The sequence below is a fragment of the Sorangium sp. So ce1335 genome (assembly GCF_051521615.1).
Classification (GTDB): Bacteria; Myxococcota_A; Polyangia; order Polyangiales; family Polyangiaceae; genus Sorangium.
Genome location: NZ_CP150363.1, coordinates 1,617,361 through 1,634,246 on the forward strand (window position 1 = coordinate 1,617,361; position 16,886 = coordinate 1,634,246).

Annotated in this window: 17 protein-coding genes and 1 pseudogene; 6 read left to right on the top strand and 12 right to left on the bottom strand. The window is 73.2% G+C overall.

The genetic code is table 11. The features are described from left to right. Nucleotides 1-97 precede the first annotated feature (97 nt). Nucleotides 98-277 (bottom strand): annotated as a pseudogene (locus WMF24_RS05865) (NADP-dependent isocitrate dehydrogenase); the annotation flags it as partial. A gap of 121 nt (nucleotides 278-398) precedes the next feature. On the opposite strand from WMF24_RS05865, the gene WMF24_RS05870 reads away from it, so the two are divergent. Next, on the top strand, nucleotides 399-1,415 hold the full coding sequence (locus WMF24_RS05870; RefSeq protein ID WP_437735362.1) for a peptidylprolyl isomerase: 1,017 nt from the start codon (nucleotides 399-401) through the stop codon (nucleotides 1,413-1,415). After that, the gene (locus tag WMF24_RS05875; RefSeq protein ID WP_437735363.1) at nucleotides 1,367-1,861 is read left to right on the top strand and encodes a YkgJ family cysteine cluster protein; all 495 of its coding nucleotides are present in this window, start codon (nucleotides 1,367-1,369) and stop codon (nucleotides 1,859-1,861) included. Before WMF24_RS05870 ends, WMF24_RS05875 begins: the two co-directional genes overlap by 49 nt. Nucleotides 1,862-1,962: 101 nt before the next feature. Here WMF24_RS05875 and WMF24_RS05880 read toward each other — a convergent pair whose 3' ends face one another. After that, nucleotides 1,963-3,408 (bottom strand): serine/threonine protein kinase, encoded by a 1,446-nt coding sequence (locus WMF24_RS05880; protein WP_437735364.1) that lies wholly within the window; start codon nucleotides 3,406-3,408, stop codon nucleotides 1,963-1,965. A gap of 6 nt (nucleotides 3,409-3,414) precedes the next feature. Continuing rightward, a complete protein-coding gene (gene gpmI / locus WMF24_RS05885) occupies nucleotides 3,415-5,046 on the bottom strand; it encodes a 2,3-bisphosphoglycerate-independent phosphoglycerate mutase (protein ID WP_437735365.1) in 1,632 nt (543 codons plus the stop codon). Nucleotides 5,047-5,399: 353 nt separating this feature from the next. On the opposite strand from gpmI, the gene WMF24_RS05890 reads away from it, so the two are divergent. After that, on the top strand, nucleotides 5,400-5,930 hold the full coding sequence (locus WMF24_RS05890; protein ID WP_437735366.1) for a Uma2 family endonuclease: 531 nt from the start codon (nucleotides 5,400-5,402) through the stop codon (nucleotides 5,928-5,930). Nucleotides 5,931-5,966: 36 nt separating this feature from the next. Further along, nucleotides 5,967-8,099, top strand: a complete 2,133-nt coding sequence (locus tag WMF24_RS05895; RefSeq protein WP_437735367.1) for a DUF2169 domain-containing protein — start codon at nucleotides 5,967-5,969, stop codon at nucleotides 8,097-8,099. Nucleotides 8,100-8,108: 9 nt separating this feature from the next. On the opposite strand, the gene WMF24_RS05900 is transcribed toward WMF24_RS05895, so the two are convergent. After that, nucleotides 8,109-8,771, bottom strand: coding sequence for a hypothetical protein (locus WMF24_RS05900; protein ID WP_437735368.1), 663 nt, complete (start codon nucleotides 8,769-8,771; stop codon nucleotides 8,109-8,111). A gap of 226 nt (nucleotides 8,772-8,997) precedes the next feature. On the opposite strand from WMF24_RS05900, the gene WMF24_RS05905 reads away from it, so the two are divergent. Continuing rightward, nucleotides 8,998-10,164, top strand: a complete 1,167-nt coding sequence (locus tag WMF24_RS05905; protein WP_437735369.1) for a DUF2169 domain-containing protein — start codon at nucleotides 8,998-9,000, stop codon at nucleotides 10,162-10,164. A 55-nt stretch (nucleotides 10,165-10,219) separates the two neighbouring features. Here WMF24_RS05905 and WMF24_RS05910 read toward each other — a convergent pair whose 3' ends face one another. From WMF24_RS05910 to WMF24_RS05945, 8 genes are all read right to left on the bottom strand, one after another. Beyond that, complete coding sequence (locus WMF24_RS05910) at nucleotides 10,220-10,981, bottom strand: hypothetical protein (protein ID WP_437735370.1); 762 nt, start codon at nucleotides 10,979-10,981, stop codon at nucleotides 10,220-10,222. Between the two features lie 156 nt (nucleotides 10,982-11,137). Next, on the bottom strand, nucleotides 11,138-11,596 hold the full coding sequence (locus WMF24_RS05915) for a hypothetical protein (RefSeq protein ID WP_437735371.1): 459 nt from the start codon (nucleotides 11,594-11,596) through the stop codon (nucleotides 11,138-11,140). 142 nt (nucleotides 11,597-11,738) lie between these two features. Further along, the gene (locus WMF24_RS05920) at nucleotides 11,739-12,164 is read right to left on the bottom strand and encodes a hypothetical protein (RefSeq protein WP_437735372.1); all 426 of its coding nucleotides are present in this window, start codon (nucleotides 12,162-12,164) and stop codon (nucleotides 11,739-11,741) included. A gap of 6 nt (nucleotides 12,165-12,170) precedes the next feature. Further along, the gene (locus WMF24_RS05925) at nucleotides 12,171-12,614 is read right to left on the bottom strand and encodes a contractile injection system protein, VgrG/Pvc8 family (protein WP_437735373.1); all 444 of its coding nucleotides are present in this window, start codon (nucleotides 12,612-12,614) and stop codon (nucleotides 12,171-12,173) included. Nucleotides 12,615-12,812: 198 nt separating this feature from the next. Next, nucleotides 12,813-13,946, bottom strand: coding sequence for a Kelch repeat-containing protein (locus WMF24_RS05930; RefSeq protein ID WP_437735374.1), 1,134 nt, complete (start codon nucleotides 13,944-13,946; stop codon nucleotides 12,813-12,815). A 213-nt stretch (nucleotides 13,947-14,159) separates the two neighbouring features. Then, complete coding sequence (locus tag WMF24_RS05935; RefSeq protein WP_437735375.1) at nucleotides 14,160-14,627, bottom strand: hypothetical protein; 468 nt, start codon at nucleotides 14,625-14,627, stop codon at nucleotides 14,160-14,162. Beyond that, nucleotides 14,624-14,989, bottom strand: a complete 366-nt coding sequence (locus tag WMF24_RS05940) for a c-type cytochrome (protein ID WP_437735376.1) — start codon at nucleotides 14,987-14,989, stop codon at nucleotides 14,624-14,626. Before WMF24_RS05940 ends, WMF24_RS05935 begins: the two co-directional genes overlap by 4 nt. A gap of 109 nt (nucleotides 14,990-15,098) precedes the next feature. Next, nucleotides 15,099-15,368 (bottom strand): hypothetical protein, encoded by a 270-nt coding sequence (locus WMF24_RS05945; RefSeq protein ID WP_437735377.1) that lies wholly within the window; start codon nucleotides 15,366-15,368, stop codon nucleotides 15,099-15,101. Between the two features lie 242 nt (nucleotides 15,369-15,610). On the opposite strand from WMF24_RS05945, the gene WMF24_RS05950 reads away from it, so the two are divergent. Continuing rightward, nucleotides 15,611-16,855 carry an acyltransferase family protein gene (locus tag WMF24_RS05950; protein ID WP_437735378.1) on the top strand — a complete coding sequence of 415 codons (1,245 nt, stop codon included), beginning with the start codon at nucleotides 15,611-15,613 and terminating at the stop codon, nucleotides 16,853-16,855. The last annotated feature ends 31 nt before the right edge of the window (nucleotides 16,856-16,886 follow it).

Genomic DNA, 16,886 nt, shown 5'->3' on the forward strand with positions numbered 1-16,886 from the left:
TTCCTCGAGGGTTGAAAGGACCGGGATTATCGGGAAGGTTTCGCCCGTCGCCAAGGGCCCGTCGCGCCGGCAGGATGCCTGGCATCAACGCTTGTTACACGTCGTGTCGGGCGATCTTGCGCCTTCCGCAGCACGCCTTCTCGACCGCGGCGTCGAAGGCGCGCTGGCTCGCGCGCCAGATGTCCGGCCCGGTCCCGTCTCCCTCGATGAGGGGAACGATGGGGTTGTCCGGCACGACCAGCGTGCCGGCTTGCGCGGGCTCGGGGAGGGTTGTCACTGCGGCCGCTTACCGCGCCGGGATCGCTGCGGCAACAGGCTGGGCAGCGCGCCGCGGCGCGCCGGCCGCGCCGGGCCGGAAACGCGTGGAACCCCCTGGGAGCACATGGTAGAGGCGCTCGATGCGCGCACCGCTCCGCCTCGCCCTCGCCGCGCTCGTCGCCGCCGCGGGCCTCGTGACCCCGCTGGCCCACGCTGTCGTGAGCGAGCGCATCGTCGCCGTCGTCGGCGATCGCGCCATCCTGCTCTCCGACCTGCGTCAGCGGGCTCGGCCGTTCCTCCTCCAGATCCAGGCGCGCGTCCCGCCGGGGGCGCAGCAGGCAGCGGCCGAGTCGCAGGTCTTCCGCGAGCTCATCCAGAAGATGGTGGACGAGGAGCTGCAGAGCCTGGCCGCCGAGAAGGCCAATGTCCGCGTCACGTCGGAGGAGATCGAGAACGCGTTCCGGAACATCGCGGCCGCGGAGCAGACGACGGTCGAGGAGCTGTTCCGGCTGGCGCGCACGACCTCCGGGCTCACCGAACAGGAGTACCGCGACGAGATCCGCCGGCAGCTCCTCGAGGGCAAGATGCTCCAGCTCCGGGTGAAGGGCCGCGTGCGCCTCACCGAGCAGGACGTGCAGTCCGCCTTCGATCGGCTGGTGCGCGAGGAGCGCCGGCGGCGCGAGTACCACCCCGCGTGGATCGTCCTGCGCATCCTGCCCGGAGCGAGCGCCGAGGCGGTCGAGGAGCGCCGCGCGCTCGCCACAGCGCTCGCCGACCGCGCGCGGCGGGGCGAGGATTTCGCGGCGCTCGCGCGGCAGTTCTCGGACGACTCCGCGAGCCGCGACCAGGGCGGCGACCTCGGGGTCCGGGCGCCGCAGGGGACGCAGGCCGCGGCGACCGGCCAGCGCGAGGTGATGGCCCCGGAGCTCGAGGCCGCGCTGATGGCGATCGAGCCCGGCCAGGTGACCGGGCCGATGCGCGCCGGCGACGCGTTCGTCGTCATGAAGCTGCTGAGCCGCCAGCCGTCCCGCTTCACGACGCTCGAGGCCGCCCGCCCCGAGATCATGCAGCGGCTGCAGGCGGAGATCCTCATGAAGACGAAGCAGAAGTGGCTCGAGGAGCTGAAGCGCGGCACGCACGTCGAGGTCCGGCTCTGACGCGCGGGGGCGGCGGCGGCCGCCGCGACGCGCGCGGCCGCCGCGATACGGTCGTCCCCGAGTGCACCGCGTGCGGCACCTGCTGCTTCTCGAGCCTGCCCGAGTACGTCCGGGTCTTCGGGTGCGACTACGATCGCATGGACGATCGCGCCCGTGAGCTCACGCGCTTCATCGGCAACCGCTGCTACATGCACATGGAGGACGGCCGCTGCGCCGCGCTCACGCTCGACGCGGAGCTCGGGCGATTTTTGTGCTCGATCTACGAGATGCGGCCCGACTGCTGCCGCGCGCTCGAGCGCGGCAGCGGCGCGTGCCTCGGCGAGCTGCACGAGAAGCGCGAGCGGCCGCTGATCGCGCTCGACGCGCTCCGCCGCCGCGTCGGCGGCGCAGGGCAGGGCGGCGCAGGGCAGGGCGGCGCAGGGCCGGGCGACGGCGGCGCGGCGTAGCGCGACGCTGGCTGGCTGGGCGGCGCGGCGTAGCGCGACGCTGGCTGGGCGGCGCGGCGCTGTGCAGGGCGGCGGCCCGGCGCAGGCGCCGCCGCCTCGCCTCACGGCGAGGCGTCCCTGTCCACCGGCGGCGCGCCCGCGTCGGGCGGGGGGCGGTCGATCCGCATGCTGACGTCGAGCGTCACCGTCTGCCCGGCGGCGACGGTGATCGTGCGCTTCTCCTCCGGCGCGTTCGGGTGCCGGAACGTCACGTAGTGCCGCCCGGCCTGCAGCGGGATCGGCCGCGCCATCGGCGTCACGTCGACGAGCTCCCCGTCGATGACGACCTCCGCCCAGGGGCGGGCGAGCACCTTCAGGTAACCGCGCTCCTCCGCGTCCTCGCCGGTCTGTCTCGCCTCGGCGCTGGGCGGCCGGGCAGCGTCGTGCGGGCGGAGGCCGAGCTCGATGAGCGCGCCGCCCGCGACGATCAGCGCGAAGACGCCGAAGAGCCGGCCCACGTCGGGCGCGATCGACGGCGCGTGACGCCGCCCGGCGGGCGGGGGGGCGGACGTCGCGGCCGGAAGCGGCAGGTCGTCCCCGCCGAGCCTCGCCGCCGCGAGCGCCCTCGTGATGAGCGCGCGCGTCGTCGGGTGGCCGCGCTCCGCGAGCTCCTCGGCCAGCGCGTCGGCGACGGCGCGGCCGTTCTCGTAGCGCTGCTCCGGCTCCTTCTCGAGGCACCGGAGCACCACCCGCTCCAGGCCGCGCGACACGTCGGGCACGAGCGCCCGCAGCGGCTGCGGCGGCGCGCTGCGGATGCGGTGCGCGACGGCCCGGCTCTCGGCCCACCGGTCGTCCTCGCGCGGCGCGATCGACGGGCGCGACACGCCCGCCGCGGGGCTGCCGTCCGCCGGCTCCGCCTTGGGCTCGTCGAACGGGCGCGCGCCGGTGAGCATCTCGAACAGCATCACCCCGAGCGTGAACACGTCGGCCTGCGGCCCCGTGTCGGCCCCGAGGATCTGCTCCGGCGCCATGTAGTCGGGCCGCGCGAACGTGTCGCTCCCCTCGAACGGCTCGGGCAGCGACGGCAGCCGGCCGTCGTACGCCGCCGCGAACTCGAGGATCTTCACGCCGCCCGCCGGCGTGACGATCACGCGGTCGGGACGCAGCTCGCGGTGCACGACGCCCCGCTCGTGCGCGTGCCCGAGCCCGCGCGCGATCTCCAGCGCGATGGCCGCCGCCGCGCTCTCGTGGAGGCGGCCCGCCCGCGCGCACAGCGCGGCGAGCGTCGGCCCCGAGAGCGGCTCCAGCACCAGCCAGATGCGGTCCTCGTCGCGCTGGAAGTCGTGGATGTCGATGATGTTCGGGTGCCGGATGCGCGCGAGGATCTTCGCCTCGCGCTCCAGGCCGGCCGCGAACGCGCTCGCGGCCGACACCGTGGGCTTCAGCGTCTTGATCAGCGCCGCGCGGCCGAGCTCGGCGTGCTCGGCCCGGTACGTCACGGTGAGCGCTCGCGCCGAGACGGCCTCGCGCAGGAGGTACGGGCCGAGCTGCCTCGCTGCCGCGCCCACACCCACTTATCGCTGTCGAACGCGGAGCGAGCGCCCCGTCATCGCCGCGGGCTGCGGGATGCCCATGATCTCGAGCATCGTCGGGGCCACGTCGCAGATGCGCCCGCCCGACCGGAGCACCACGCCCGCGTCGTGCTGGTTCAGGTAATAGAGCGGCACCGGGTTCAGCGTGTGGGCCGTGTGGGGGTTGCCGTGCTCGTCCTTCATCTGCTCGCAGTTGCCGTGGTCGGCGGTGATGATGAGCGCGCCGCCCGCCTCGCGCACGGCGTCCGCGATGTCCCCGAGCCCCTTGTCCACCGCCTCGACCGCGTGGATGGCGGCCTCGAGGATGCCCGTGTGCCCGACCATATCCGGGTTCGCGAAGTTCACGAGGATGAAGTCGTACTTGCCGCTCTTGATCGCGGCCACGACCTCGCTCGCGACGCCGGCCGCGCTCATCTCGGGCTTCTTGTCGTAGGTGGCGACGTCGCGCGGCGAGGGCACGAGCTTCCGGTCCTCGCCCGGGAACGTCTCCTCGCGCCCGCCGTTGAAGAAGTACGTCACGTGCGCGTACTTCTCGGTCTCCGCGCACCGGAGCTGCGTCAGCCCGGCGCGCGAGATCACCTCGGGGAACGACTCGGTCACCTCGTCCTTGGGGAACGCGACCGGCAGCTTCAGCGCCGCGTCGTACTCGGTCATGCAGCTGTAGCAGTGCTCCTGGAAGGCGTGGACCGGCTTGCCGCGGTCCGTGAGGAACTCGAGGACCTCGGGCGGCAGGTTGCGCCGCGTGAGCATCGCCGAGATCTCGCGCATGCGGTCGGGCCGGAAGTTCACCGCGAGGCCGACCTCCTCCCCCCACCACTCCCACTTCGGCTCCTTCGAGGCGAAGTCCGCCATGAAGTCGCCCTTGATGCCGCTGTAGTCGCCGATGCGGACGGGCTCGACGAACTCGTCCGTCTTGCCGAGCGCGTACGACTGCTGGATCGCGTCGAACGCCGTGTCGACCCGCGGCGCCTCGCCGCGCACGATCGCCGTGTAGGCCTTCTGCACGCGGTCCCAGCGCTTGTCGCGGTCCATGGCGTAGTAGCGGCCGGCGATGGTGCCGATGACGCCGACGCCCTCGAGCGCCTCCTGGAGCTTCTCGACGTAGCCCCACGCGCTCTTCGGCGGCGTGTCGCGCCCGTCGAGGAACGCGTGCACGACGACGGGGACCTCGTGGAACTTCGCGAGCTTGAACAGCGCGAAGAAGTGGTCGAGCGACGAGTGCACGCCGCCGTCGGACACGAGCCCGAGCAGGTGCAGCCGGCACTTTCGGTCCTGCGCGATGCGGAACGCGCGGTCGATGACCGGGTTCGAGCCGAGCTTGTTCTCGGCGATCGCGACGTCGATCTTCGAGATGTCCATCAGCGCGATCCTGCCCGCGCCGAAGTTCAGGTGGCCGACCTCGCTGTTGCCCATCTGCCCCACCGGGAGGCCGACGTCGGGGCCGCTCGTCCCGATCAGCGTCTTCTGGGCGTCGCGCCTGATCGCGTCGATGTGCGGCGTCGTCGCGAGGGCGATCGCGTTCTGATCCTTTTCTTCGCGCTCCCCGAATCCGTCGAGGATGCAGAGGACGAGCGGGCGGGGGCGTTGGCTGGGAGAAGGTGCGGCTGCGGTCATGGCGGCGGAATCTACAACGAAGCCGCGGCGATCGGGGGAGGGCGCTCCGGGAATTTCTGCCCCCCTGGGGGGCTCCCGCAGGCAGCCGCGTGGCCCCGGCGCGGCGGGGGCGCGCGCGGGCTCGGGGTCCAGTTCCCGATCGAGCCGCACCTCCGCTCCGTTGGCGAGCCGGGCGAGGTCGGCTCGCCGGGCGAGCAGGCGACGCGCTTCGTCGCCGACCCCAGCGGTCATGCGCTGGAGCGCGAATCGTTCAGGGACATGGGACAGATCTTCGCACCATGAGCCGCCCCGTACGGCGTGCGTGCTAACATCCGACCATGTCCGACTGCGCTCGTCGCGCTACTTATCAGGATGTGCTTGACACGCCGCCGAACCAGGTGGCGGAGGTCCTGAACGGCGTCCTCCACGCGACCCCGCGGCCGTCGCTGTCCTGCCGCAACGTGACGTCGGTCCTCGCCGGCGAGCTCTACCTGCCGTTTCGCCGGGGCATCAAGGGGCCCGGGCGGTGGGCGCTGCTCGTCGAGCCCGAGCTGCACCTCGGCACCGATCCGGACATCGTGATCCCCGACATCGCGGCGTGGCGACGCGACCGGATGCCGCAGATCCCGATGCGGAACGCGGCCATCTTCCTCGCGCCCGACTGGGTGTGCGAGGTGATCTCGCCGTCCACCGAGGCGCTCGATCGCCGCGAGAAGATGGAGATCTACGCGCGCGAGCTCGTGGCGCACTACTGGCTCATCGACCCGCGGCACCGGCTCCTCGAGGTCTACCGCATGGAGGCCGGGCAGTTCACGCGCATCGGCGCGTGGGAGGGCGACGTCACCGTGCGCGCGGCGCCGTTCGACGCGGTGGAGATCGAGCTCGGCGTGCTCTGGCAGGAGTAGCAGAGGCGCGTCGCCGGGCGGGATAAGCTTGGCGGCGTGCACGTCTCCTCGGCCTGCCCCCTCCGCGTCGCGTACCTCGTCTGGCAGCCCCGCCCCGACGCCGCGGCGCTCACCGTCGTCTGCAAGGCGACCTTCACGCTCGAGCCGGGGGTCTCGCGGCTCGCGGCCTCGCAGGAGGCGCCGTGGGAGAAGGACGTCCGCTGGGACGACGATCCGCGGGCGAGCCTCCGGGCGGCGAGCGATCTCGCGCCGTTCAAGCGCCGCGTGGACGTGCTCGTCGTCGGGCACGCCCACGCGCCCCTCGGCGAGCGCACGAGCTCGCTCGTGGCGCGGCTCGCGGTCGGCGCGATCGACAAGCGGGTCGAGGTGCACGGGCACCGCGCGTGGACGGCGAACGGGCAGATCACGGCGGCCACGCCGTTCGCGAGGATGGCGCTCCGGTGGGAGCGCGCGGCGAGCGGCCCCGATCGCTGGAACCCGGTGGGCGTCCCGCCGAACGCGGCGCCCGACGCGCGCGGGCTCCGGATGGCGCCGAGCCTGCTGCCGCCGGGCACGGAGCTCCGCAGCCCCGCGGATCCGCTGCCGCCCGCCGGGTTCGGGCCGATCGCGCCGTCGTGGCCCGAGCGGATGGCGAAGCTGCGCCGGCACGCCGCCACGTTCGGGCACGACACGTGGGCGGAGCGGCCGCTGCCGGAGGACATCGACACCGGCTACTTCAACGCGGCGCCGCCGGACCAGCAGCTCGATCAGCTCCCCGCGGGCGAGCGGATCGTCCTCGCCCACCTGCACCCGCGGTACCCGCAGCTCTCGACCGTGCTGGAGGGGGTGATCCCGCACGCGAGGCTGCTCCAGCGCGACGCGGGGCCGCAGGAGATGCGCCTGCGCTGCGACACGCTGTGGATCGACGCGGATCGCGGGATCTGCACGCTGACGTGGCGGGGGGCGGTGCCGCTCGGGGACCTCGGCGAGGACGTCACGGTGGTGGTGACCGCGGAGCGGCCGCACGCGGAGCAGGACGTGGCGGACACGCTGCTCCCGCAGGGGGCGCTGGCGGTCCGCGCCGGCGTGTCGGCGCTGGGGCAGACCGTGGACCTGCAGCCGGGGAGCGGCGCCCCCGCGGCGGAGCCGGCGACAACGCTTGCCCCCGTGCTGCGCGCCGCCGAGCCCTCGGGCGCGCTGCCGTTCGTCGCGCCCTCGGAGCCGCCGGCGGGCGCCCTCGGCGACGGGGGCGAGGGGCGGGAGGGGGCGATGAAGGCGGCGCTGGGCATCCCGGTCTCGGACACGTTGACCTCGGGCGCCGGGCTCGTCCCCGCGGAGCCGCTACCGTTTCAGGCCGCGCCGGCGCGGCCCGCGGCGGCCCCGGTCCCGGCCTGGGGGGGCGCGCCGCCGTGGCAGGCGGCGCCCGTCGCCGCGGCACCCGTCGCTGCGGCAGCCGTCGCTGCGGCACCCGTCGCCGCGGCAGCCGTCGCCGCGGCACCGGCGCCGCCCCGGCCGGCGGCGCTGGCGAGCGCGCTTGGGTCCGCGCCGGAGCCCTCGGTGGACGCTCAGGAGCATCGCTCGCCGCGCGCCACGCCGCCTCCGCCGCCGTTCCTGGGGCAGCTCCTCTCGAGGCCGGCCGGCGACGCGGCCGAGGGGCGCGCCGAGGCGCCGCGCGCCGAAACGTCGCGCGCCGAGGCGCCGCGCGCCGAAACGTCGCGCGCCGAGGCGCCGCGCGTCGAGGCGGCGCCTTCGACCGAGCCGGCCGTGCGGCCGGAGGACGTCACCGTGGAGCGCTTCGCGGCGATCTCCGCCGAGATCGCCGAGCAGCGGGCGCCGCGCGCGGAGGTGCTTCGCGCGCACGGGATCCGCGAGCGCGACTGGGCCCCCGTGGAGCGCCACTTCCGCGCCCTGCTCGACAGGGACGCGCGCGCCGGCGGCAAGCTGCGCGCGGCGCACGATGCCGCCTACGTCGCGGCGGTCGAGGGGTTCCGCGGGCCGATCACCCTGCCGGACTACGCGCGCATCGCCGTGGGGCTCGAGCGCGGGGCGGCCGGCGAGGTCCTCGACGCGCTCGCGATCCAGCGCGCGGCGCTGATGCCGATCGTGCGGGTATGGACGAGGAAGGCCGCCAGCCAGCCCGCGCTCTCCGCCGAGCTCATGGCGCTGCTGGAGACGCTGCGGGCCGAGTGAGCGCGGCGCTCACCCGGCGCGGGGCGCGCGCTCGTCCGGCGCTCCCGGCGCGGCGTCGTCGCCGGCGGCCAGCGCGGAGGGCTGGACGGGGCGGCCGGCGAGCGCCTGCCGCGCGCGGAACTCCTCCCAGGACAGCGGCATCGGCGGATCCTCGGAGTTGAGCCGCACCCGCTCGCCGACGATGTCGACGTCGTCGTTGGCCCGGATCTCCACGCCGCCGGGCGACGCTTCGACCTTCACCTCGCGGGCCGTCGTGCGCGCGCTCCTGCCGGCCTCGCGCACCACGCTCCCGCGCACCCGCTCGTGCAGGCTGCCGCCCACCTCGACGGCGGCGTCCTGCGCCGCCTGGATGCGCAGCGTGTCGCACGAGAGAGAGAGCGTCTTCGCGGCAGCGAGCTCGATCGACGCGCCCGAGAGCGAGAGCACCGGGCCCTCGTCGGTCAGCCGGATCGACACGAGGAGCTGCCCCGCCGCGGCGCGGATCTGGATCCGCTCCTCGGCGCCCTCGTCGGCGATCTCGATGGATCGGCCGGAGGCGAGCGGCACCACCCGGGCGCCCCGCGCCCCTTGCCCTGGCGCCGCGAGCGCCGCGCCGGGCGCAGGCGCCAGGGCGTCAGCGGCGGCCTGCGGCGGGGGATCCTGGGGCGGCAGAGGGGCGGAGGGCTCCGTCACGGCCGCAGCGTAGCGCAGGGCCGGGCGACGCGCGCAATCGGACGAGGGACGGATGAGGGACGCATGAGCGACGGATGAGGCACGGACGAGGGCACGAGGGGACGACGGACGGGATGGCGGGACGACCGCATCATGGGCGCGCGGTGCGCACACGGCGCGCCGGCCCTCGCCCTTGCGCGCGCGCGGGGGCAGGGATACCCGTCGAACGCGAGCTGCAAGGAGCCCGATGAGCGCAGTGGAGGCCTCCCCGCGTGTGACCCAGACCGTCCGCTGCGCGAAGAGCCATGACGGCAAGCTGTGGCTGGTCTGCGCGGCCAAGCGCACCTACGCCTTCGCGGGCGGCCGGGTGACGCTCGCGGACGAGCAGGCGCCGGTCGTGTTCGAGCCCGACATCGAGACCGACGAGCACGGCCGCTACCGCGCGCTGCGCGACGACATGGACCTGTTCCCGCCGAAGCCGGCCACCGACGTGGTGGTGACGGGCCGGGCGCACGCGCCGGGCAGGGTGCGCGAGCTGATGGTCGGCGTGGCGGTGGGCCGGAGCGCGCGCGTGCTGCGGGTGCTCGGCGAGCGCCGGGTGGAGGTGACGCTCGAGGGGCAGGTGCGGTTCCCGGATCCGGCGCCGTTCGAGAGCGTGCCGCTCTCGTGGGACCTGGCCTACGGCGGTTACGACGCGTACGCGCACGACGAGCTCGATCCGCCGCTGCGGCGGAACGGGCGACGGGTGGAGCCGTCGCCGCGGGACGAGGGCGTGTTCGCGTACCCGCGCAACAAGGTCGGGCGCGGCTACTTCCTCGACGTGGACCGGGACCGCGCGGACGGCGAGCTCCTGCCGCAGATCGAGGATCCGGGGGATCCGCTCACGGCGCCGCGCTTCTTCGTGCAGGCGCCGCGGGCCTGGCTCGACGCGCCGGCCTCGGGCGGGCTCGGCTGGATGGCGCACACGTGGTACCCGCGGATCATGCGGGGGCTCGGGGCGTTCCTGGAGCACGATCCGCCGGCGAAGCCGATCCGGGAGATGGCGTTCGCGGACGGGGAGGACCTCGGGGGGCCGTTCCGGAAGAACGAGGTGCTGCCGCGGTTCGCCCAGGGCGCGGCGCCGGGGCTGGCCACGGAGCGGCTGCGCGGGGACGAGCTCATGATCCTGAAGTACCTCGTGCAGGGGCAGCCGGAGGTGCAGCTCGCGCTGCCGGGGGAGGCGCCGGAGATGACGGTGCGGCCGCCGGGGTCGCCGAAGGTCTTCACGCCGGAGCCGGTGCTGCAGACGGTGCGGATCGACGCGGAGACGCGGACGGTATCGCTCGCGTGGTGCGGGGCGGTGAGGCTGATCGCGCCGCTCGGCGAGGAGCAGATCGAGGAGACGAAGCTCGGGGTGACGTGGGGGCGGTGGTGAGCGCGCGACCGCCGGGGGGCGATCCCGCTGTCGCCCGCAGCCCCCGCGCTCGGCCTCACCCCCCGCGCGTGCCCGGCGGATAGAAGGGCAAGGTGTCAGGGGGCGGCTCCGGCATTCGTAGGCCGAAGACCGCGCCGATCCGGCGCGATCCGGCGAACAGGAAGCCCAGGCCGACGTCCTGGAAGCCCTGGACCCGCTGCACGAACAGGGCGCTGCCCGGGCGAGCGCAGCGCGTGCCCCGGTCCCTCGCGTCCCGCACGAGCATATCGATGGATTTGGCGAAGGCGGCGCCGTCGGCGCGGTGCAGCGGTCCGAGCAGCGAGACGACCCCGAGCTCCAGCCCCTCCAGGGCGGGCAGCGCCTCCCGGCGCTCCTCCACCGCGGCCATGTGGAGCTTCAGGTCGGCGAGCGTCTCCGCGTGTCCCGGGAGCCCGTCGACCCCGGATTGGTCGGCGAGCAACGCAGACCCCGCCTCGATGAGCCGCTCTCGCCTCGCGGCGTCGTCCGGGAAGACGAGCTGGGCTTGCATGCACTCGGTAAGGTTGATCGCCCGCACGATCGCCCTCTCTGCGTCGCGCGGGACGGCGACGGTCTCGTTGATGAACTCATCCGCGGCTTTCGCGATCTCGTCCCACGGCGCACCAGCGCAGAACAGCGCCATCATCATGCCTCGAGCGCTCGTCGATCGAGCGAGCGGCTGCTCCGCCGCCACGCTCCTCCCGCAAAGGAAGCCGACGAGCGCCGCCGCGTCGCTCCGGCTGAGCCGCTCCCACCGCGGGGCGTCGAACCGATCCAGCGATCCAAGCCTGTACTTCATCGTCTCGCCCTCCAGCCGTGAGCGGCGCGCCGCCGCGCGACGGCGGTCGCTCAGTCCCAGAATTTCTTGATCACCTTGATGGCCGATGGATCGATACCGCCCTTGATGAGGACCTCCTCTGCCTTGATCGCGTTCCTCAGGTCGAGCGCGGTCCCCTCACGCTTGAGGGCCTAGCGGGTAGGCTATCCCCTCGATGCGCAGGGTCGCCGGGTCGATGTGCAACACCGACACGCTGTCGATGGAATAGGCCGGCGCGATGAGCTCCTCGACGCGGTGGGGGAGCAGGACGTCGAGCACTTCCAGGATCAGGTATGTCGACAGGACGCGCGCGAGGAGCCCTTCGTCGAGGCACAGCAGCGCTTCCTGCGACGGCCAGCCGAGCGCCTGGCGAGCGCGGACCTCGTCCGACTCGGCGTCGTGGGGGAGGTCCTCGATGAGCTCCGTCCGGAGCTGGTGGAAGTGGCCCTGGCTCGCCGCGAGGAGCTCGCCGGTCTCGGCCTCGATCCGGCAAGCGTGCGCCGGGAGACCGGGGCAGCCCTGGCCGAAGTTCATCGAGCGGCGGGTGAGCGATCTCGGGTCCGCGGGGGTCCCGTTCACGTAACACCGAACCTTCATGGGACCTTCTCCGGCATCAGCACGTGATCCTGCCGTCCACGATGCGGCCGTCGGGATGATAGACCGTGTTCACGCGAGCGCCGGAACATGCCGGCGAGCGCGCATGAGAGAGTACACCGCCACCAGGTCGGCTCTCCGTGGCTCAGCTAGACGGAGGCTCTCCAGGTCGCTCAAAGTTGAAGATGCAACGATTCTCCTGGCGAGAGAACCGCACGTCGATCTTTGGGATGGAGAATCCGAATCTCTCCGCCGCCCAGGCGGCCATCGCGCAGGTCAGCCCTTCAGGCTGGTAATCTGTAGGGACGAACCACACTCTGGTGACCCGGACCAAGGACGGTGCGGTAAAGGCGCTGCTGCTGAGGATGTCGGCGGCGACAAGCTGCACGCCGCGTTTCAGGAACTCTTCCTCGTCTCGGTCGAGGTGCGCGTCCTCGTTCACGAACCAAAGGCCTGGCGCGATCTCGATGGCACTGTCGGCGACCCCCTCCAGACGAGCAACGTCGGCAGTCAGGTCGATCCGGATACCCCAGGACGATTTGATCACGCGGTAACTGAAGGTGCTTTCCATGATGACTCAGTGCCACCTCAGGAGGTGGTCGACGGACGTGGCGAAGTAGTGCTCCGTCCCCAGGTTGGTGCCTCTTGTGATGTACTCCAGCCCGTGGTCCGGGGTACCATCGAACAGGCGGCTGTAGCGTGACATCCATGCCTCAGCCCCCTCGTCGCCGAGCGAATCCACGTCGTGGATCGGTCCGAGCTCTTCCGCCTCGGTGATGATCCCGTGCACCGCGCGGTAGGCCGGCTCGGAGCGCGTCGTCACGCGCAGGGTCGCGCGGGCCCCGATGAGCTCTTCCGGGTCCACCTCGGGCGCCGGCTCGTGGACGGCCAGCACGAGCTCGTAGCGGTACGGGCTCGAGATCGCCTCGCTCCCCCGGAGCTCGACGACCTGCAGGTGTCGCCAGGGCCCGGCTGCCTCCGAAGCGCCCTCCCAGGCAAAAGCGAAGTCGACGTCGCTCACGGTGCCATTCTCCCGTTGAAGGTGGGCGCACCGTAACCTGTCCGGCAGCCGGCTGGAACCGTACCGGGCGCAGGGGCGGGCAGCGCGCGGGCGGTGCTCTGTCGATGGGCGGGCGTCCTCCGGCAGGAGGCGAAATGCTCGATGGAGCCGGACGCTGGTCACCCGCTCGCCCTCACGGCGGATGGGCTCACTGTCGGCTCAGCGGCTGCCCATGGGCGTCGGCGTATAGAGCTCCGCGGTCGGCCATGTCCTCACGGCCTCGTAGCTGCTGCCGCCTGCCACGAGGACCTGACCGGTCGAGAGCAGCGTCGCTGTGTGCCAGTAGGCGGTGGTGCTCATCGAGCCAGCGCCCGTCCAGGTGTTCGTCGCCGGATCGTACAGGTCGGTGCGCGCCAGGGCCGGGGAGCCCTCCTCTTCGAGGCCGTCATAGCTGCCCGCCACGAGGACCTTGCCGCCCGGAAGCCGCGTGGCCGTATGCCACGTGCGGCCATGGCTCATCGAACCAGCGTCCGTCCAGGCGTTGGCCACCGGATCGTACAGCGCCGCGCTGCTCAAGTAGCGGCCCGTTCTCCCGTTGATGCCGCCCGTCACCAGGACCTTGCCGCTCGTGAGCAGCGTCGCCGCGTGTCCTTCGCGCGTCTCGCTCAGCGGCCACACCGTCCGCCAGGTGTTCGTCGCCGGATCGTAGAGCCGCGGATAGGAGCCCTCGCCCAGCACCATGACCCTCCCGTCCTGGAGCACCGTCACGGTGTGCAGGTCGTTCGCGACGCCCGTCCCGAGGTCGATCGTCCAGGTGTCCGTCGCCGGGTCGTACAGCTCCGTGCCGTGGCCGCCGCCCACCACCAGGACCATGCCGCTCGGAAGCTGCGTCGCGGTGAGGCGGGCACGGGCGGCGTTCATCGGGCTCGCCGCCGTCCATGTATCCGTCGCGGGGTCGTACAGCTCCGCGCTCGCCAGCGCGACCTCGTGCTCATCGCGGCCGCCCATGACCAGGATCTTGCCGTTCTGGAGCCACGTCGCGGCGTGCTCGAAGCGGACGGCGCTCATCGGGCTCGCCGCCGTCCAGGTGCTCGTCGCCGGGTCGTACAGCTCCGTGCTCGCCCAGTAACGCCAGCCGCTCTCGTCCGCCCCTCGGCCCCCCGTCACGAGCACCTTGCCGTTCTTCAGCAGCGTCGCGGTGTGCAGGTGGCGGCCGGCGATCAGCGACCCTGCGAGGGCCCAGGGCGCACGGAGCCGCAACGCCTGCTCGCGCGCGTCCACGCGCAGCGCGGCCGGGGTCAGCTCCGGCGGCGCGGCGCCGCCGTCGTCACCGGCGCAACTTGAGGTCGCCACGGCCGGGAGAAGGATCGCGAACGGGAGCAACCAGCGTTGGAGATGCGCGACGAGCTGCATCGACTCATGGAACGCCCATGAGCACAGGCGTCAAGCGCCTTCGCCGCGCACGGCAGCGCGCCATGATGACCTGAGCGGACGCGCGCGGTCTCCGTGAAGCGGGGACGGCGCATCGCCGGCGAACCGGCGAACGATGTGGCCCAGGCGGAGCTCTCAGGGCAGCCGGAACAGCGGGCGACCGTGGGGCAGGAACGGCCAGGGAATGGCCGCGAGCACGACGAGCAACGCGAAGAGGACGCCGAGCGCCATGCGCCGGTGCTGCGTCGTGGGGTCCGCGGCGCGCTTCGCCCGCGCGGAGGCGACGTGGGCGATCGCGAGCGCCACGATCATGCCGAAGGCGTGCTCGACGGCGAAGAAGCGCAGCGCGGCGACGGGCATGGAGGCCTTCAGCGCGGCCAGAGAGCTCGGCGTGATCGGGCTGAGCACGACGTAGAGCAGGACGCCGAGGAGGAACTGGGCGTCGAGCGAGCCGACGAACGCGGCGCCGAGCTTGCGATCGGTCGCGGTGCGCGGCGTGCGCTGGGCCCAGCCCCGGGCCGACCGCACGAGCGCCGCCAGCCCGAGCAGCAGGACGGCCCAGCGCAGCCACGAGTGCAATACGAGGACGATGGAATAGATCATGGTCTCTTTTTCTCGTTCCCGGCCGCGGTGCCGGCCTCGATGATGTACTGCGCCACGTCCGCGAGGTCCGACGTGCGGACGCCTCGGAAGCTGGGCATCGGCGGGACGTCGGTGCGCTTGCGGCCCGGGGTCACGGCCCAGCGGACGATGCCCTCGGGATCGGTTGCGTACAGGCTCGCCATCTCGCTGAGCGGAGGGCCGACCAGCTTGGTGGACGGGGCATGGCAGGACGCGCAGAGGGTGGAGAACAGCGCCTTGCCCTTCTGGGCCTGGGGCGAGAGTGCGATCTCGTCCGCGGGAGCAGGCCTCTGGCACGCGGCCACGAGCAGGGGCAGGGCGGGTAGGAGCGGCGACCATCTCATGCGAGCGGGCGGGAACGTAGCGCGCCACCGCCCCGGGCGCATGCGACGCGGTGACGCAGGGCGCGGCAGGCGCCCGGGGGCGTGCCGGCGAGCCGGCTGCGGCGCCGCGCTACGCCGCCGCGCGCCCGGCCCTCCAGCCCGCCGCGAGCTCCTCGATATGCTCCTCGCGGTAGGTGCACTCGCGCCGGAGGACCTTCGAGACGAACACGTCCTGGACCAGCCTGTCGTGGGTCACCCGCGCGACGCGCGGCGCCGGGGTGCTCCCGAAGAACGAATGATCGATGAGGACGCATGTCGCCTTGCCCCGGCGCTGGTCGGTCTTGAAGCGCATCGCGACGTGAACGTCGTTCGCCGTCATCAGGCGCTCGCGGTTGCTCATCCACGTCCATGCGATCTCGATCGGCGCCTCGATACGGATGCTCTCCTGGATGTGCAGCGATGGAATCCTCGCTCTCGCCCGCTGGAGCCGACGCGAACACCGTAGCGCGCGGGAGCGGCGGCCTGCGCCCGCGGCCCCTTGGCGGGCGCCGGCCGGGAGCGGTGCCCGACGCGCAGCTTCCCGCCGCGGCGCGCTCCAGTCGAGGCTTGCCACCCAGCGCCTCGCCGTCGAGAATCCGCGCCATGATCCACCAAGCAGCGGCCGCAGGCCCATCGATCGGCTCACGGCGGCCGCAGCTCGACGCGCTCACCGGGCTTCGCTTCCTCGCGGCGCTGCACGTCGTCCTGTTCCATTTCGGCGTGCCGGCGGCCGCCTCCTCCGGGTCCGCGGTGGCCGAGAGCGTCGCGCGCATTGGCTTCATCGGCGTGGGCCTCTTCTTCGTCCTCTCCGGCTTCGTGCTCGCGTACAACTACGCTGGCGACGACGGCGGTCTCCGCGGCGATCGCCGCAGCTTCGTCGTCGCGCGGTTCGCGCGCGTCTACCCGCTCTTCCTGTTCGCGCTGCTGCTGACGGTGCCCAGCTACCTCGCGCAGCTCGTCGAGCTCTACGGCCCGCGCGTCGGCCTCATCCGCGCCGTGCTGACGGGCGTGCCCGCCCTGCTCATGCTGCAGGCCTGGACGCCGTTCACCATCTCGTCGTGGAACGGGCCGGGCTGGTCCCTCTCGGCCGAGGCCTTCTTCTATCTCACCTTCCCGTGGATCGTCGGCCGCCTGCGCTGCACGACGTGGCGGCAGCTCGCCGGCGCCGGCGCGGCCCTCTTCGCCGTCGCCATCGCGGCGCCGCTGGCCCTCTTCATCGCCGGGCGCTTCGTGCCGCTCGAGGCGACGACGGTCCGCATCCTCGGCGGCGCGCTCACCCTGCAAGATCTCGGCGAGCGCACCGCCGGCTTCAACCCGCTCCTGCGGCTCCCGGAGTTCGCCTTCGGCGTCTGCCTCGGCCAGTACCATCTGGCGCGGCGGGCCAGGGGGGCGCCGCTCGGCGGCGGCAGGGGCGCGTGGCTCACTGCCGGCTCGTCCGTCGTGCTCCTCGCCCTGTTCAGCTTCGCCGGCCACCTCACGGATGCGCGCTACGTGCTGCAGATCGTCATGTTCCCGCTCTTCGGCCTGCTCATCCTCGGCCTCGCCGAGGGCGGCGGCGCCCTCGGCCGCGTCCTCGCCACGCGGCCCATGATCCGGCTGGGCGAGGCGAGCTACGCCGTCTACATCCTGCAGGTGCCGCTCTGGCACATCTTCGCCAAGGCCCTGCTCACCCCGGAGGTGCGCGCCGAGCGCAGCCCGAGCGCGCTCGCCTTTTTCGGCTTCACCGCCTTCCTTGTCGCCGCTTCGTTCCTGGCCTACGGCTTCATCGAGGCGCCGGCGCGCGAGTGGCTCAAGCAGCGCCTCCTCGCTGGTCGCGCCCGTCCCGTGACGTCCGCGCTCGGCACCTGATCTCACCGGAGGCGCCGCGCTGCGCCTGCCG

Bases quoted from the DNA above. Each gene is read 5' to 3' on its own strand.
- WMF24_RS05945 (WP_437735377.1), bottom strand. From the start codon at position 15,368: ATGAGCAACCGCGAGCGCCTGATGACGGCGAACGACGTTCACGTCGCG.
- WMF24_RS05935 (WP_437735375.1), bottom strand. From the start codon at position 14,627: ATGATCTATTCCATCGTCCTCGTATTGCACTCGTGGCTGCGCTGGGCC.
- WMF24_RS05870 (WP_437735362.1), top strand. From the start codon at position 399: ATGCGCGCACCGCTCCGCCTCGCCCTCGCCGCGCTCGTCGCCGCCGCG.
- WMF24_RS05910 (WP_437735370.1), bottom strand. From the start codon at position 10,981: ATGAAGTACAGGCTTGGATCGCTGGATCGGTTCGACGCCCCGCGGTGG.
- WMF24_RS05920 (WP_437735372.1), bottom strand. From the start codon at position 12,164: ATGGAAAGCACCTTCAGTTACCGCGTGATCAAATCGTCCTGGGGTATC.
- WMF24_RS05950 (WP_437735378.1), top strand. From the start codon at position 15,611: ATGATCCACCAAGCAGCGGCCGCAGGCCCATCGATCGGCTCACGGCGG.
- WMF24_RS05940 (WP_437735376.1), bottom strand. From the start codon at position 14,989: ATGAGATGGTCGCCGCTCCTACCCGCCCTGCCCCTGCTCGTGGCCGCG.
- WMF24_RS05905 (WP_437735369.1), top strand. From the start codon at position 8,998: ATGAGCGCAGTGGAGGCCTCCCCGCGTGTGACCCAGACCGTCCGCTGC.
- WMF24_RS05915 (WP_437735371.1), bottom strand. From the start codon at position 11,596: ATGAAGGTTCGGTGTTACGTGAACGGGACCCCCGCGGACCCGAGATCG.
- gpmI (WP_437735365.1), bottom strand. From the start codon at position 5,046: ATGACCGCAGCCGCACCTTCTCCCAGCCAACGCCCCCGCCCGCTCGTC.